We start from the raw sequence: 15,260 nt of genomic DNA, 5'->3' as shown, positions 1-15,260 counted from the left end.
TCCTCAATAATTTGGTGCTTGTTACGCATACCTCATTACCCATTTATCCGCGACTTTTTCAAGTTTTCTGGTGGGCTTAGGCTTGGCGCTATTACAGCCAGATTTTGTGCCAGGACTGCCATCATTGGCTGTCTTTGTGTCGTGGCAATGTCGGTGCAGGAGTTGCAAATTGTCGTAAATATCCTTACCACCTTGCGATTTAGGGATTTTATGGTCAACTTCTAACACATCGTTTTCGCGGAAGAACATTTCGCAGTGGGTACACTTCCCTTTTTGCTTTTTCAGAAGTTTCGACACCTTACTCGCCCTGTGGCGTACCCTCAGATGTTGGAAACAACTGCTTGTTGTCCATCACTCCCGCTTTTAACCAAGAACGAACTTGTCGGCGGATGGTGGGGAATGTATTTAATTTTCTTAGCAGCGCTTCTTGGTCGATACGGTCAAAACATTTGGCAATATCCGCGTCTAGCACGTATTTCGGTTTTACCCTAATTGCCAAGAAAATTGCTTCTATCGCATCATGGCATGAGCGTCCGGCTCTGAACCCATAACTGTTAGGTTCAAATCGCGCTTCCCATTCTGGCTCCAGTGCCAGTTTGACTAGCGCTTGCAAGGCTCGGTCTTTCATTGTAGGTATACCCAAAGGTCGCTTCTCTTCCGTTCCAGGCTTAGGAATCCATACCCGTCTGGTTGGGCTGACCTTTGTACACAGGTTTAAATTTCCAGTGAGTTCTGCACGTTGCTTTGGAGTCAGCGATTTTACGCCGTCTACACCAGCCGTCTTTTTCCCCTGGTTATCCTGGGTGACTCTACGAACCGATAAGGCTCTTGCTGACCAAGACTTCATCAGCGTCTTTTGGAGTCTGCGATATGCTTTCACATCACCACGGGCAGAGGCTTGATAAATTCTCTTTTGGAGCTTATACACGCTACGCTCTAGCTTGCGCCAGTTAATAGAGTGCCATTCCACCATCAGTTGTTGAGACTGTGTATTAGACATATATACTCACTACTTGGGACTTTATCATCCAAATCACCGTAAGTCTGTTTGCATATTCCGGGCATTACCCCAGACATTCGCTTTTGACTTAATCTCCCCTACTCGCTGCATACGGTTAGCACCTACTCAGGGATTCGACCACCTGAGAGCAGACGAAAGGTTATCTCGTTCCGAATGACCATACTATGTACCAATAGAAGTGATGCTTATTCGCCGGGTTTATTGGAGGTGCTTGTTAATCAACTAGAAACTTGTCAACTCCTTATCCTGTGCCTTTTGGCTCCAGCGCATTAAGCCTTATTTCGCTGGTTCGTTGTAACGACGATTCAAACGCATCTTCAAGCTCTTGCTTTACTCATGGGTACTTTGCTTGATGCTTACCAACTTAGGCTGTCAGTAATAACACCTTTTCACCCCGCTTCAGGCGTTGATGGCTAGTCTCAAACCTGGGGGTGATGCTTTCACCGTTGCACCTACGGGGTAGGATTTGAGGTTTCTAGGATAATAACTCTCACCTACATGGTCATTCAGTTATCAAGGTTCAGTACCTTGCGGCTAATCCTCCAGACTCATCTGAGTCTTAGTTTCTAGCCAACGATTCGCACTTCTAGTCCAACGTCTACCCCAATTGGATGACCATGTGGCATAGTCTGTGGAACATTAACATCACATTGAATATTGATAGAGACGTACCATCTATCAGCTTTGTTAATTATCCGCACTTGCTTGACTACAAATCCACTTGGAATTGGGCGATGTAAATTAATTGGAATCAACCCAAGCTTGGGCAAAGCAATGTGTACCCCTTGTACTGGATTCTGTTTAAACTGGGGAAACAACAAAGATTTAAATTGCCCAAACTTTTTGAATCTTGGGAACCCATGCCCAATCTTCTGAAATCCTTCCCATGCTCGGTGCAATTGCTTGACTGCCTGCTGCAAAACTTGACTCGGCACTTCTAAGAGTCGGGGAAAGACCTTTTTAGCAACTGGCAGGGCATTAAGCTGTTTTACCTCACTAGGAAAAGGACTATCAGGAGGCATGATGTACTCATGACTGATAGAGCATCTGTCAACCATGCATTTCCGACTATTACACCAGTCCTTAATTTCTCGCAAGCCGTAATTATAGGCAATGCGACAAATGTCCATCCACTCTTTGAGTGACTGTTCTTGAGCGATATTTGGATAGATTCGGTATCGGTAATTCATGGTTAACATTCGACTATTTTAACACATTTAGTGGAAGGCTTAACGTCAGTAAATCAATATAAAGCCGTCCAATAAGGACGGGGGTTTTCAACCCATTTTTCTGATAAATGCAGGGGTGCAATTAGCATGGTTAATTAACCCTTAACAGCAGCAAGTGGAAATTTATCGCCAAAAACAGGATGTGGAAGTGCGAAATCTGCCCACACAATTATCGGGTAAAGATGTATTGCCAGGATTTAGCTTGAGTCTATCTTGTTATTAAGATATGTAAGTGCCGCTAAACCTCCACTATCTGCCAACACTTTCCACCGCAGCAGAAAATACGGTGTACACACAAGTCTCTTGACCTGCAATGGCATTGCATCGACTAACAATGGCATTGCATCGACTGACAATGGCATTGCATCGACTGACAATGGCATTGCATCGACTAACAATGCTATTTCTCTCGTTCTCATGCCTTGTATGAGATTAAGAAAAGCCTCATTAGGGACTTCCAAATCAAAAAATATCCCAAAACTGATGCAAAAATCCTCTCTATTTCTCTTCTCTCTGTGTTCTCTGCGTCTCTGTGGTTCGTTTCTTTGAATAATTTATTTCTTGGAAGTCCCGTTAAGCAAACTAGATTTTTAGAACTTGTGTGTACACCGTAGCTTTTTAAGGGGGGTTAGGGGAATGAATAAGTGCCTAAAATCATAGCCAACCACTTTTAAAACATCTTCTAAGTCTGCGTAGGTGCGCTTCATTACAGCTATTTTCAGGTAAATAGACCACGCGGTAGGGGCACAGCAATGCTGTGCCCCTACGATAGATAGATGTGGTTCAAATACATGAAAACTGCTGTAAAATAACCTGCCTACGCAAGTTTTGTCTGTGTCGCCGCGACTTGAGTCGTCAAAGCATTTTACAGCCGTTAAGATAGCTTAAAAGAAATAACACCGGGCGATGAGAAATCGCGGCAACTTTAGGAGAAACTACCTTGGCAGATGTAATTTATCAAGCACAGCCACCCTTAGAATTTATTCCTCCGGCGTTTGACCCCTTATTTCTACGAGTTGTTCAGCTTTTACTACCAACTTACATTAACTGGCAAACAGCTATTACCCAAATTGAAGCAGAGAACGTAGAAGTTCTAGTGGATCTCTATCGCCAGTTTCAGGAGGGTAAGATCCGTTTTATGCTAGCATTTCGTCATCCGAAAACAGATGATCCATTTTGTTTGAGCTACTTGTTTTCTCAACTCGTGCCAAAAGTAGCGCGATCGCAAGGTACAATCCTACAACTTCCGATTCACGCTCATTTTATCTACGATCGCGGCATTCCTCTATGGGCAGGTTCTTATGTTGGTTGGATTGCTTCTCGTTTAGGTGCTACTCCGATTCAGCGCGGTAAGGCTGACTGGACGGGGTTACGTTCGGCGCGTAACTTGTTCGCCAATGGAAAATTCCCGATGGCGGCGGCGCCAGAAGGTGGTACCAATGGTTTATCAGAGAATATTAGCACCCTAGAACCTGGTATCGCTCAATTAGGCTTTTGGTGTGCTGAAGATTTGCAGAAAGCTGGACGCGACCAACAGGTTTTAATTGTACCAGTTGGGATTAAATATAGTTACGTTGATGCTCCTTGGGATGCGATCGCTAATCTTTTAAGTGAATTGGAAGCGGCTAGTGGTTTACCTGTGAATCCATCAGAATTTGCTTCTGTGGAGTCACTTTATCCCCGGTTGTTGACTTTGGCAGAACATTTACTTTCGCTGATGGAACAATTTTACACGCGGTTTTATCATCAAAAGTTGCCAGATGCTAAAACAATAGGAGAAATAGAAGATAGAAATGAAGCGCTAGCGGTTCGTTTAAAAGCTTTGTTAAATACAGCGCTGTTAATATCAGAACAGTATTTTGATTTGCAGTCAAAAGGTAGTTTAAGAGATCGATGTCAGCGAGTAGAACAAGCAGGGTGGAATTATATATTTAGAGAAGATTTTAAGGATGTAAAAGGAATATCTGCTGTTGAAAGAGCTTTAGGCGATCGCGTTGCTGAAGAAGCGAATGCGCGGATGTGGCACATGCGTTTAGTAGAAAGTTTTGTGGCAGTTTCGGGTAATTATATTCGTGAAAATCCAACGGTAGAAAGGTTTGCTGAGACGACTTTAATTTTATGGCAAATGATCGCTAAAATCAAAGGCGAGAAAGCTGTGCGGCGTCCGCAATTGGGTAATCAAAAAGTCAAAATAACTGTGGGTGAACCAATATCTATTTCTGAGCGTTACTCGGCGTATCAAGGGAATCGTTTGGCTGCTAGACAAGCTGTTGCTGAGGTGACGAATGATTTGCAACACGCGATGGAAGGTTTGATTTGATTACGAGGGTTGCATCTTTAGCTAGGAAACAGAATAAAGGTGTCAGTCGTCAGATGGCTTATTGATCTCGACCCCTGGCTCCCCTTAACTAGTAAGAGTCCAATGTAAATACCCAAGTGTTCATCAGAATCGGATATTATTTTCTCAAGTAGATCAATGCAGACAAAAACTTCTAGCGATCGCGGGTTTAGACACTCTGTACGGAGGCTGGCGGGATATGGTTTGTTAAGCTTACACAAACCTAAAAGTTTTTCAAAACTATCTAATTAAATGGGTGCAGAAAATCGTAGGCTGCTAGGTCTACTTGGCTTTGCTCGTATTTCACCTTTAATAAAATTGGGTTAGATAAAGCAACTTTCACTAAATATATCATTTTTTCTTTGAGTTGTATAAAATTACCGTTAAGTTATCCAAACTATATTTTCAGAGGAATCACGCTTTTATCTATTTGTAATTCCACTTAAAAATAGATAACTCCAGAAAATTGTGATTCTCTAGAATCAAGTTATAAAGAATGAAAACTCAAAGCTTATTCAATTTACTCAAGATTGGCATTACCACTTTTGGAATCTTCTTTGTGGCTGGTCAAGGAGCATATGCCTCCGACTTAAAGGGAACAGCATTTAGCATATCTTTGGAATGTCTGAACGACACTACCGGTCTTTTGGTGGGTCAAAACTCCACTGATGCTAACGGCTGGCAGTATGCATTTGATTCAAACAAAGATGGGATGAACGGGAGTAACGGGGTTGGTGCCGCGTCAGGGACAGTAAATCCCTACGATATCTCTGGTATGGCTATCAAAGAAACTGCTACCAGCTTCATTGTGGCAATCAATGGGAATATGAAGTTAACAGGAGAGGCTGAACAGGGTGCAGCAGGCGGTCAGATTGGATATGGTGATTTGTTCTTCAACATGGCCGGTAAGACCTTTGATAATGCTATGAGCAGTGGGGATTTGTTTGGTATTCACTTCTCTTCAGTGAATGCTTCAGGAGTACAACAACTAGGTGTTTATAGTGGTGTTCAAGCAAAGACAGTTACTGATGTCAAAGAGGGCTACACTGTTGCTACATATGGTGGTTTGGCAGGTGGAGGGAATTCTTACGAAAGTCAGGTAAAACAAGGTGGTGGTGTTATCGGTTATGGTGATTTGACCAGTAGTTACTTTACTAATAACGGCCAGGACAATACATTTAATCTTAATGTAATTAAATCTGGAAATTATCTTGATGGAATCTCGTTTCTAGCACAGGGTGATGTAACGCAGCAGTTGCTAACTACTGGCTATGATGCCACTAAATTCAACGGCACACAAACCATTGCATTTGAATTCAAGAAATCTGATATTATCAAATCGACTCCTGAGCCTGCTAGTCTCGCTGGTTTAGGAATCGTCGGTCTAGCCTTGGCTAGTAGCAAGCTACGCAAGAAATCAGCGTAGCAATTGGGTGGGGACTATTCGCAATACAGCTTGATTTCTCTTCAGTGATTATGGACACGAGAAAAGACTACATTTTTCTGAAAAAAATGATAGCTGGAGTAATGGAATTTTGGATAAAGCTTAAGCGAAAAGTATCCCAAGGTGTATAGATTTCCCCACTAAACATTAAATAAGTAAATTTCAATGCCCTTACTTTCTAGCAAGGGCATTTTTTTTCTAAGATAGTTATCAAATACAAAAACTACTCAGGCACTTCTCCAAACAATCTCGGTAAGGCTCATAAACCTATACTTGCTATAATAAAGTCAAGCGATCGCCTACTAGCTTATATAATTCTCTCTCTAGGCGTGTTTCACAAACAGAGTGCGGTGTACCTTTTGCTGCTATCTGGACTATTTCACCCTTAATTAGCTCTACTCGGTCATTCTCCTCAAAGAAGCCGAGTTCGGCTAGACGGTGATATTCAGCGATAGTGAAGCGTTTAGGAGTGGCGAGACTCATAACGGCTACAGGATTGCAGGGTTATTTTTATTTTAATGGAGTTACGACTGATTCAACTTCCACGATAGAAGATGATAAGTTATCTGGATCTTCTTCTTTCTCTATTTCTGTAGCTTCTTCTGTACTTACACCCTTCCAGGGAAAATCAAAATATTGTTCTTGAACCGTTTTTAATTCCTTTATTGAGTCTTTGAAAAATAATTTAATAGCAGATAACTGGTCTTTTTCAGATAAAAATTTTTGGAGGTTTTTTCGATAAAATATACTTGACCAAGCTGGTGTAATAGTTAAATTATTTGAAGTCCACATATCAGGCTTATCATTAACTACATTCTGCATAGATTTGATAATTTTTGGGCGTTCTTTAAAGGTAGGGGAAACCTCTAAATATATGCCTAGACATGGATATTCCGTGAAATTATCTGGATTTAAATCGAAGTATCCAAGACCACACCAAAAATTCCAGCCAGAAAAGTGAGTATAGATAATATATCTACTACCCCATGTCCATTGAGTCATACTTGCTGTCTTTCCGACGACACTTCCAAAAGCTAACTTGAATTCCTCTTTCACTTTTTCACTCAGGGTTGATTGCATCAAAATGAGAGTTTTGTTGAAATTAACCATTGTCAATAAGTCAATCGATGAAAATTGATTATTCTGAGACATTCTGTTATTCCTCATGAAAATTAATATTTCTTGGGCTAAGATATCAAATGCGTGTTTTTCCAGGAAGCTATAAAACTGATACCACCTGAGTTGGAAGAAATTTATCTTGGGTGATAACTCAAGGCAATATTCTTTGATTGCTGGTTTTGGATCATCATCATATTGTTTGAGTTCATCTTTTGGGTCGTAATCACGGGTGATGTAAATTAAAATTCGATGTCTGACATTTGGTAAATTACTCAAAATATCAGCATATTTTCTTAAAGCATTATTTCCATCCTTAGCGCCAATTTTTGATTCAATAAATATTACATCTATTTTTAAACCAGTTGAAAGTTCAACCGCAATATCAAGTCTACTATCGTCTTGATGGCTTTCAAGTTTTTTGTGTTCTTGTTGGGTTGAAATCTTGATGCTGGAATAATTATCATCACTGATGATTGAGTGATGTTTTAGCCAACCAAGTAAAATATCATTATTCAGGGACAAAAAATAAGCAACTATCTCAGTAAAAAAATCTTCACGCGGTTTGTTTCCTAAATGCAGATTGAGTAAATTGGTAAACAAAGACATTTATTTTTAAGTAGTTAAGGTAATTCTAAAAAAGTTATACACAATAACTAGGAGATGCGTCTCGCTTTTGCAAATATACCGGGCGATTAGAAATCGCGGCTACACAAACAAATTCCACCTCCGTGGACTAAGAAAAAATCAACAGTTTTTAACCTGCGGAGGCAGGTTTTGTCTGTGTAGCCGTGACTTCTAGTCACCTGGCTAGTAATAAATTAGACTTTTCAAACTAACGTTGCAGCAGTCATAACTTAGCCGATCGCAGTTTGACAAGAGTGCTATATAAAGAATATTTACAACAAATAGGGGTAAAATTTTTACCCCTACAAATCGTGTATTATTTTAAGAATAGCTAGAGAAGGTTATTATTCTGTTAAGTGACTTTCTAGCAAAGATGCGATCGCATCAGGATGAATATTCTTGTATTTCTTTTTACCAAGCTGTAAAACACAGTTGGGGGCGCTGCCACAGCATTTTTGGCAACTAGTATGTTCAATGGTAACTTTGTCTAACAAACCGCGATCGCACAAAGTTTTTTCTAATTCTGATAATAACCCTTTACCACCACGTTTGAGACAACCGCCCTTTTGACATACCATAATCCTCGCTTTGGGTTGAGGTGGTAAATCTTGATTTGGACACGCATCAATTGGTGTCACCCGATAGGCTTTGATTTTAATTTTACTTGTGCGTGAGTCTACCTTACTATGACCACAAACGCGAATTTGCTGACCAGGAACTAAGGATGAACTTAGTAAACGGCGCAACTCTTTAGGCAATTTAATTTCCACATTTCCAGATGGAACTGCCAATTGCAAGTATTTATATTTTCCTGGTTCACCACCAACAAAACCTAGTAACTGTCCCTCAAGGTTCAATTCTGATAACGTCAAATACTTGTTACCCATGATTGATAAAAATTTAGGAGTGGGGAGTGGGGAGTGGGGAGTAGGGAATTAAAAGTTAGGAGTGGGGAGTAGAGAATTAAAAATTAGGAATTAAAAGTTAAGAATCATAACTCCCTACTCTTTACTCCCTACTCCCCACTCCCCATTTTTTAAGCCAGACGTTTAGCTTCTACAGTTTGGGGTAAATTTGCTGTGTCTGGCAAATCACGAAATTCCAATTCCCAACCATTTGCTAGGGTGAGAATCTTGCCATCATTTCCATCGGTTTGTTTGACGACTTCTTCCTCAAGGTCTTTTTTAGCAACGTAAACTACTAAAGTACCGGCATCATTCATGCGTAGCATTACTTTCATGAGATTCCTCAACAGATTCTAGTTCTTTTTTCATACAGCCGACGACGAACCCTGTTTCTAAGAAATGCACAGCATAGATATAGGAAGTCTGCAAATATGTGCCTATACTCGCTATATAGCCGATATCTCCCTTGTTTACTAAAACTTGGCCAACTTCCTTACCAGGAAAAGTACCATCGTTTTTAAGCAGTTTACGAACTCTTACTTTTTCACCAATTTCAAAAGCAGGTGGCAAGTTTAGTTCTAATTCATCACGTTGCATGAGAGTACCTCTGTTCTCTGACCAAATTCAATAGTTCTTCTGTCGTCAAGCTGCGTTTTTTCTGTACCGATTGATGGCGCACTGCATCTAAAACAGACTGGGTTTCTTGTGAGTTCAAGAAAATTCCATGCTGTTCTAGCAAGTTTGAAACCAAATGCCGTCCAGAATGTTTACCTAATACTAAACGCCGTTCCCAACCCACCTCTTCAGGAGCAAATGGTTCGTAGGTAATGGGGTTTTGCAATACTCCGTGAGCATGGATGCCAGATTCGTGAGCAAAGGTATTTTCGCCAACGATCGCCTTCCAGGGTGGTACACTAGCACCTGATGCGGCTGCAACTAGTTGAGACAGTTCCAGCAAACTCGGAGTGTTAATGCCCAAATCAACGCCGTAGATGCGTTTGATAGCCATGACAACTTCTTCTAGAGCTGCATTTCCCGCCCTTTCACCCAATCCGTTGACTGTGGTATTCACTGATGAGGCTCCAGCTTTGATACCAGCAAGGGCGTTGGCAGTTGCTAGACCAAAATCATTATGCGTGTGGATTTCTAGGGGAATCATCAACGCTGAAACTAGCCGTTTGACCTTGTTGTAGGTGGTGAAAGGGTCGAGAACTCCTACGGTGTCGCAGAAGCGGAAGCGTGATGCACCCCATTCTTGGGCATAAAGTGCTACATCTAAGAGGAAGTTTTCATCAGCCCTGGAAGAATCTTCTCCACCGACTGCTACCCAAAGACCTTGATCGAGGGCGAAGCTGATTGAGTCTTTGAGTTTTTGTAAACTTACTCGCCACTGACCATGAAATTTAGTGGCAATTTGGATACCAGAGACGGGAATCGCAATATGCACCCGGTTCAAACCACAGGCGATAGAAGCCTTAATATCTGAGATGACGGCGCGGTTCCAGCCCAGGAGTTTTGCTTGTAAACCCAAGTCAGAAATTGCGGCGATCGCACGCGTTTCTTCGTCACCCATTGCCGGTATACCGACTTCTAATTCGGGTATACCAATGGCATCGAGAAACTTAGCGATCGCAACTTTTTCTTCTAGAGTAAAGGCAACACCTGCTGCTTGTTCGCCATCACGTAATGTAGTGTCATTAATGATGATTTGATTCATTGCAAATATCCCTCTCTTGGAAGTATTCTTAATATCCTTTCTCTCTACAACCCCTAGTGATGGTAAATGCTAAAAATATCACAATTCATAATGCAGGATACATGATCCTTAATTATTGACCAATTAGTAGCATCACATCTGTATGGCAGGGAACTAAAACCAGGTATAATTTACTAATCGTTTTTACCGATGTCAGTTGAATTTTGTTCGAGTAGCAATGAACTAATATAACTATTAGCAAATCCTGAACAAAGTAAGACACAGAATCCAGCAATTAAGGATGTAATCATCTTAGTAACCTCATATTTTCTAGAGCATTGGTGTGTAATTTAGGCAGGTAATCCTACTCAAAGCTAAAGGGTAAAAATTAGCTAACTGTGTTCTGCTAGCCAATCAAAAATCTTTCCTAGCTGCTCCAAGTCAACTAAACCATACTGCCAGAGGAGCATCGGTAGTGGGCCATTTTCTAATTCACGGTGTCGCAGAGCTACAGCAATATCCGCATTTGAAAGTTCAAGTTCATTGTGCAAAAAATTCAGGAGTTTTATATTTCTGTTACGAGTCGCCATAATCGAACTTTCAATTTCTTAATTTGGGAAAAAGTTAAAAATTAGAAATTCCAATTTTTATTTGGAAATTTCGTCTTTTTAATTGTTGCTATATGTCAGGGAAATTTCAGATTTAGTAGACTGAACAAAATCTAAAACCCGTCTAATCCATCTCAGTTTGCAACAAATTCTGCTAGCATACAGTAGCTTCAACTTCTAAACCTATTTGAGCTTTGTGCATTGATGAACAAAAGGGATGAAGTCCAGTGCTTGCGTCATGAATTCAAGATTAATCATGTCTGAATTAGGTCTTTTAGAAATAATCATGACTGATCACTGTAATGCCAGCAACGCTCTAGCCACTCTAATAATTCGTGACGAGAAGCAAGAAATTGCATAACTGTACTACGAATTAAAATTACTTCTAGCAAATTGTTCACTTGCACTCGTAAAGAACCATCGGGGGGACAATAGCTATTAATTTTTAACTCTTGCAAACGGTGATAGATTCGCCAGCGATCGCTCAAAGGAATATGCAAAACTTGATCGCCTAAAGTGTTATTTGTCATTTATCATTTGTCCTTTGTCAGTTGTCAGTTTTCCTTTGTCCTACCCTGCAAGAAGCCCCTGGCGCGTCTATGTCATTTGCAAATGACCAATGACCAATGACTAATGACTCTTAACTTCTAAAGTTTGCAGTTGTTTTTCAAGTTGCTCTATACGCGAGAGCAAAGAACGAATCACGGTTGCTTCCACATCGGGTAGCTTTCCATGTTCTAAAGGAGAAAGGCTGGCGCTTTCGTTTCGAGAAATAATTCGACCGGGAACTCCCACAACTGTGCGATCGCTGGGGACATTTCGTAAGACAACCGAACCTGCACCAATACGGACGCGATCGCCAATTTGCAGATTACCTAAAACTTTCGCACCCGCCCCAATCACTGCATTTTTACCTACTGTGGGATGACGCTTACCAGTTTCTTTACCAGTTCCGCCAAGGGTGACGCCCTGATAAATTAATGTATAGTCGCCGACGATCGCAGTTTCGCCAATGACAACACCCATTCCGTGGTCGATAAACACGCCCTGACCAATCTCTGCACCTGGATGAATTTCAATTCCGGTCAAAAATCGCCCCAAATGAGAAATTAAACGGGGGATAAAACTCACTCCTCGACAATGTAACCAGTGAGCAAGACGATGCAAACATAGTGCGTGCAATCCAGGATAGCAAAACACCACTTCTAGCCAATTACGTGCTGCGGGATCGCGCTCAAAAATAATGCGAAAATCACTCAATAATGGCTCAAAAAAAACGCCAGAGAGTAAATTTTTCAGCATGGATGTATGGGCATAATTCTGCGTTTTGGTAGTTGGGGGTTCGCTAATAGTGTCTAAAGACTGTTGCATCGGTAATGTCTATCTGGTAGAAAGAGCTATCTGCTATTTTTATGCTTATATCAGGCGACTTCCAACTGGATAGGAAACCCAATGCTGATTGGATTTATTGGATTGATTAAGGTTGTACTCAAACGCCCAAACCCCGACTTAACATAAATTTAAAATTAGTCTTGGGGTAGGGGCGCTAGTATTTAATGATGGGGGTACTAGTATTTTTGGGGCAGGGTTTAAGAATTTATGTACTCGCTACAAGAAACTTTACCTGTAAGCCTTTGCAAACATTTCATCAAGATATTTTGCAATATATTAAGCTGTACTCAGATGCACTCAAATATGAGTTTGATGAGACTACAAATCAATATTCTGTATATGCTACTACTATTATTATCTTATTATTTGGTTAGGCGAATAAGAAGTTTCTTTATTTTCTTTTAGGATTTGCTGTCTGTATGTATGCATACGTTTTAAAATATAGTTATCGCTCATAGTGACTATCTTATTATATAGATGTGTTGAAGAAAATCATTGCAATGAGTGTAAATCTACCTGCTTGCAGAGTTGGGGGTAAGAAGTAACTTTGAATACTTTTATTCTTTTTTCAATTGTTCTAAATAAGCAGCAACCTCTATCATAATGCTGTTACATCTTTGTTAAGAATAGTTACAAGTTCTTAACACAAGGAAATATTTCTTATGGCAGTAGGAATTAATAAGAATGCACCACATCAGGTTGTTATCGTTGGTGGTGGTTTTGGTGGACTGTATGCAGCAAAGGGTCTGAATGCAGCGAATGTAAATGTTACTCTCATTGATAAACGCAACTTTCACCTATTTCAGCCGCTTTTATATCAAGTTGCCACAGGTACACTATCACCTTCTGATATCTCTGCACCATTGCGATCTGTATTCAGCAAAAGCAAGAATACAAAGGTGTTGTTGGGAGAAGTAAGTGAGATTGATCCAAAAGCGCAACAAGTTATTTTGGGTGATGAAGTAGTACCTTATGATACTTTAATTGTTGCCACAGGTGCTAACCATTCCTATTTTGGTAAGGATAACTGGGAAGAAGTTGCTCCTGGCTTGAAAACTGTGGAAGATGCGATAGAAATGCGTCGCCGGATATTTGGCGCATTTGAAGCAGCAGAAAAAGAAACTGATCCTGAAAAACGCCGTGCTTGGTTGAGTTTTGTGATTGTGGGGGGTGGCCCGACTGGTGTAGAATTAGCAGGTGCGATCGCAGAATTGGCATACAAAACTCTCAAAGAAGATTTCCGCAGCATCGACACTTCAGAAACGAAAATTTTACTATTACAAGGGGGCCCTCGCATCCTCCCACACATGGCGCCAGAGTTATCGGCATCAGCAGCAGTATCTTTGCAAAAGTTGGGTATAGAACTCCACACTCACACCAGAGTGACAAATATTGAAGGTGATATTGTTACTTTCAAGCAAGACAATGAATTTACAGAAATTGCCTCAAAAACTATCTTGTGGGCAGCAGGTGTCCAAGGTTCGCCAATGGGGAAAGTCTTAGCAGAAACTACAGGTGTAGAGCGCGATTACTCTGGGCGTGTAATTGTAGAACCTGACTTGTCTATCGAGGGTTATGACAACATTTTCGTAATTGGAGATTTAGCCAACTTCTCCCATCAAGATGCTAAACCTTTACCTGGTGTTGCACCCGTAGCTAAACAACAAGGAGAGTATGTAGGTAAACTAATTCAACGACGGCTTCAAGGTAAGACTTTGCCACAATTTCATTACAACGATGTGGGTAGTTTGGCGATGATTGGGCAAAATTTAGCTGTTGTAGATTTAGGCTTAATCAAACTCACAGGTTTCCTTGCTTGGGCATTTTGGCTATTAGTTCACATCTACTTCTTAATTGAGTTTGACACTAAATTACTAGTAGTATTTCAGTGGGCGTGGAATTATATCACTCGTAATCGTCGCTCTAGATTGATTACAGGTCGAGAAGCTTTTGTAGAACCAAAAACTGTTAACAATAGCGTGCAAGAGCCTTCTGTGACACCTCTGTAACTTCAGGTATCACAGCATTAGTCAACGATGAAGGGGCTATTAGAGTGATGAGTGCCGCGTGGTGGCAAATCTTGGGCGAAGATTAGCTGTTCCAGGAAAAGAATATGGGGATGAAATACCGCCCTAAGCAATTTTGGCAATTTGGCACCTGATGACTTCGAGTTGCAGTTTCAATAAAGATATCAACACAACGGGACAGTAAAGAAGTTGTACAAGGGATATGGCAAAACTTCCCGCTTCTGCTGTCCCAGCTATGCCAGTTGTCAAATGAGTGCTGTAGAATAGCTCTACATAATTGATACAGCGCTCAACAGAGTTCAGTTCCCGCTCTGCAACTGGCTAGAAATCAACAAAACCAAATATAGCCGAGATAGCAAAACCCTTGTCAGTGGTAGTCTTGACAGTTTCTACTAAAAGTAGGTCGTGCTTAAGCTTACCAGTTGTGTCACTAAAACGGAATAGCTGAATTTCTCGGTAGAAATTGGATAAGTACTGGCAAATAATCATCCACATAAGTGCTTGCCGAGTTGTAGGATATATATTGTTTTCCTCAATTGTGACACAAGTAATATTAAGCCTTACAGGGTGAAAAAATATCTTCAAGAATTTGAAACCCACCTCAGTGGGTTTTGTCTGTATAGCCAAGCCAGCGCTTTGGGAAGCTAGCGAGGTCTTGAAGGTTTCTCCCATAAGTGACTGGCGCACAAATTCCATTTGCCAAGACTGAGCATTTTAATTTTTGAGCCTCATTAATGAGCATCAAAGACTCATTAATGGAGTTCAAAGACTCATTAATGGAGTTCAAAGACTCATTAATGGAGTTCAAAGACTCATTAATGGAGTTCAAAGACTCATTAATGGAGTTCAAAGACTCA

The 15,260-nt window shown here is 40.8% G+C and carries 16 protein-coding genes and 2 pseudogenes; 4 read left to right on the top strand and 14 right to left on the bottom strand.

Translation table 11 applies throughout. The features are described 5' to 3' along the window. Nucleotides 1-21: 21 nt before the first annotated feature. From V7L05_RS04205 to V7L05_RS04195, 3 genes are all read right to left on the bottom strand, one after another. A complete protein-coding gene (locus V7L05_RS04205; RefSeq protein ID WP_335162081.1) occupies nt 22-297 on the bottom strand; it encodes an HNH endonuclease in 276 nt (91 codons plus the stop codon). A 1-nt stretch (nt 298) separates the two neighbouring features. Then, a complete protein-coding gene (locus V7L05_RS04200; protein WP_335162079.1) occupies nt 299-1,000 on the bottom strand; it encodes a reverse transcriptase N-terminal domain-containing protein in 702 nt (233 codons plus the stop codon). Nucleotides 1,001-1,587: 587 nt separating this feature from the next. Continuing rightward, nucleotides 1,588-2,211 (bottom strand): RNA-guided endonuclease InsQ/TnpB family protein, encoded by a 624-nt coding sequence (locus V7L05_RS04195; RefSeq protein WP_335162077.1) that lies wholly within the window; start codon nt 2,209-2,211, stop codon nt 1,588-1,590. A gap of 103 nt (nt 2,212-2,314) precedes the next feature. Between V7L05_RS04195 and V7L05_RS04190 the strand changes: the two are divergent. Beyond that, a pseudogene (locus tag V7L05_RS04190) lies at nt 2,315-2,473 on the top strand (Uma2 family endonuclease); the annotation flags it as partial. On the opposite strand, the gene V7L05_RS04185 reads toward V7L05_RS04190, so the two are convergent. Further along, complete coding sequence (locus tag V7L05_RS04185) at nt 2,448-2,669, bottom strand: hypothetical protein (protein WP_335162075.1); 222 nt, start codon at nt 2,667-2,669, stop codon at nt 2,448-2,450. The pseudogene V7L05_RS04190 and the gene V7L05_RS04185 sit on opposite strands and share 26 nt — an antisense overlap. Before the next feature lie 521 nt (nt 2,670-3,190). On the opposite strand from V7L05_RS04185, the gene V7L05_RS04180 reads away from it, so the two are divergent. Beyond that, on the top strand, nt 3,191-4,570 hold the full coding sequence (locus V7L05_RS04180; protein ID WP_335162073.1) for a 1-acyl-sn-glycerol-3-phosphate acyltransferase: 1,380 nt from the start codon (nt 3,191-3,193) through the stop codon (nt 4,568-4,570). A gap of 514 nt (nt 4,571-5,084) precedes the next feature. Then, nucleotides 5,085-6,014 carry an XDD3 family exosortase-dependent surface protein gene (locus tag V7L05_RS04175; protein WP_335162071.1) on the top strand — a complete coding sequence of 310 codons (930 nt, stop codon included), beginning with the start codon at nt 5,085-5,087 and terminating at the stop codon, nt 6,012-6,014. A 300-nt stretch (nt 6,015-6,314) separates the two neighbouring features. Here V7L05_RS04175 and V7L05_RS04170 read toward each other — a convergent pair. From V7L05_RS04170 to cysE, 9 genes and pseudogenes are all read right to left on the bottom strand, one after another. After that, nucleotides 6,315-6,515 (bottom strand): annotated as a pseudogene (locus tag V7L05_RS04170) (Uma2 family endonuclease); the annotation flags it as partial. Between the two features lie 27 nt (nt 6,516-6,542). Then, nucleotides 6,543-7,757: a PD-(D/E)XK nuclease family protein gene (locus V7L05_RS04165; protein ID WP_335162069.1), complete on the bottom strand. Its 1,215-nt coding sequence runs from the start codon at nt 7,755-7,757 to the stop codon at nt 6,543-6,545. A 362-nt stretch (nt 7,758-8,119) separates the two neighbouring features. Continuing rightward, nucleotides 8,120-8,662, bottom strand: coding sequence for a (2Fe-2S) ferredoxin domain-containing protein (locus V7L05_RS04160; protein ID WP_335162067.1), 543 nt, complete (start codon nt 8,660-8,662; stop codon nt 8,120-8,122). A gap of 149 nt (nt 8,663-8,811) precedes the next feature. Beyond that, nucleotides 8,812-9,015, bottom strand: a complete 204-nt coding sequence (nifT, locus tag V7L05_RS04155; protein WP_114083693.1) for a putative nitrogen fixation protein NifT — start codon at nt 9,013-9,015, stop codon at nt 8,812-8,814. Then, on the bottom strand, nt 8,990-9,277 hold the full coding sequence (locus V7L05_RS04150) for a nitrogen fixation protein NifZ (protein ID WP_094327372.1): 288 nt from the start codon (nt 9,275-9,277) through the stop codon (nt 8,990-8,992). Before V7L05_RS04150 ends, nifT begins: the two co-directional genes overlap by 26 nt. Further along, nucleotides 9,267-10,397: a homocitrate synthase gene (gene nifV / locus V7L05_RS04145; RefSeq protein WP_335162065.1), complete on the bottom strand. Its 1,131-nt coding sequence runs from the start codon at nt 10,395-10,397 to the stop codon at nt 9,267-9,269. The genes V7L05_RS04150 and nifV overlap by 11 nt, the downstream gene beginning before the upstream one ends. 371 nt (nt 10,398-10,768) lie before the next feature. After that, nucleotides 10,769-10,966, bottom strand: a complete 198-nt coding sequence (locus tag V7L05_RS04140; protein ID WP_292768755.1) for a DUF2949 domain-containing protein — start codon at nt 10,964-10,966, stop codon at nt 10,769-10,771. A gap of 302 nt (nt 10,967-11,268) precedes the next feature. Further along, on the bottom strand, nt 11,269-11,514 hold the full coding sequence (locus V7L05_RS04135) for an Asr1405/Asl0597 family protein (RefSeq protein ID WP_335162062.1): 246 nt from the start codon (nt 11,512-11,514) through the stop codon (nt 11,269-11,271). A 100-nt stretch (nt 11,515-11,614) separates the two neighbouring features. Beyond that, the gene (cysE, locus tag V7L05_RS04130) at nt 11,615-12,355 is read right to left on the bottom strand and encodes a serine O-acetyltransferase (protein ID WP_335162060.1); all 741 of its coding nucleotides are present in this window, start codon (nt 12,353-12,355) and stop codon (nt 11,615-11,617) included. 683 nt (nt 12,356-13,038) lie between these two features. Here cysE and V7L05_RS04125 point away from each other — a divergent pair. Then, nucleotides 13,039-14,385: an NAD(P)/FAD-dependent oxidoreductase gene (locus V7L05_RS04125; RefSeq protein ID WP_335162058.1), complete on the top strand. Its 1,347-nt coding sequence runs from the start codon at nt 13,039-13,041 to the stop codon at nt 14,383-14,385. A 339-nt stretch (nt 14,386-14,724) separates the two neighbouring features. On the opposite strand, the gene V7L05_RS04120 is transcribed toward V7L05_RS04125, so the two are convergent. Further along, nucleotides 14,725-15,090, bottom strand: a complete 366-nt coding sequence (locus V7L05_RS04120) for a DUF6888 family protein (protein WP_335162056.1) — start codon at nt 15,088-15,090, stop codon at nt 14,725-14,727. Between the last annotated feature and the right edge of the window lie 170 nt (nt 15,091-15,260).

This window comes from Nostoc sp. (assembly GCF_036917755.1).
Classification (GTDB): Bacteria; Cyanobacteriota; Cyanobacteriia; order Cyanobacteriales; family Nostocaceae; genus Nostoc.
Note: the sequence above shows the minus strand (reverse complement) of the source record. Positions and strands in the feature narration are given on the sequence as shown.

Bases quoted from the DNA above. Each gene is read 5' to 3' on its own strand.
- V7L05_RS04200 (WP_335162079.1), bottom strand. From the start codon at position 1,000: ATGTCTAATACACAGTCTCAACAACTGATGGTGGAATGGCACTCTATT.
- V7L05_RS04195 (WP_335162077.1), bottom strand. From the start codon at position 2,211: ATGAATTACCGATACCGAATCTATCCAAATATCGCTCAAGAACAGTCA.
- V7L05_RS04185 (WP_335162075.1), bottom strand. From the start codon at position 2,669: ATGAGAACGAGAGAAATAGCATTGTTAGTCGATGCAATGCCATTGTCA.
- V7L05_RS04175 (WP_335162071.1), top strand. From the start codon at position 5,085: ATGAAAACTCAAAGCTTATTCAATTTACTCAAGATTGGCATTACCACT.
- V7L05_RS04165 (WP_335162069.1), bottom strand. From the start codon at position 7,757: ATGTCTTTGTTTACCAATTTACTCAATCTGCATTTAGGAAACAAACCG.
- V7L05_RS04160 (WP_335162067.1), bottom strand. From the start codon at position 8,662: ATGGGTAACAAGTATTTGACGTTATCAGAATTGAACCTTGAGGGACAG.
- nifT (WP_114083693.1), bottom strand. From the start codon at position 9,015: ATGAAAGTAATGCTACGCATGAATGATGCCGGTACTTTAGTAGTTTAC.
- V7L05_RS04150 (WP_094327372.1), bottom strand. From the start codon at position 9,277: ATGCAACGTGATGAATTAGAACTAAACTTGCCACCTGCTTTTGAAATT.
- nifV (WP_335162065.1), bottom strand. From the start codon at position 10,397: ATGAATCAAATCATCATTAATGACACTACATTACGTGATGGCGAACAA.
- V7L05_RS04140 (WP_292768755.1), bottom strand. From the start codon at position 10,966: ATGGCGACTCGTAACAGAAATATAAAACTCCTGAATTTTTTGCACAAT.
- V7L05_RS04135 (WP_335162062.1), bottom strand. From the start codon at position 11,514: ATGACAAATAACACTTTAGGCGATCAAGTTTTGCATATTCCTTTGAGC.
- cysE (WP_335162060.1), bottom strand. From the start codon at position 12,355: ATGCAACAGTCTTTAGACACTATTAGCGAACCCCCAACTACCAAAACG.
- V7L05_RS04125 (WP_335162058.1), top strand. From the start codon at position 13,039: ATGGCAGTAGGAATTAATAAGAATGCACCACATCAGGTTGTTATCGTT.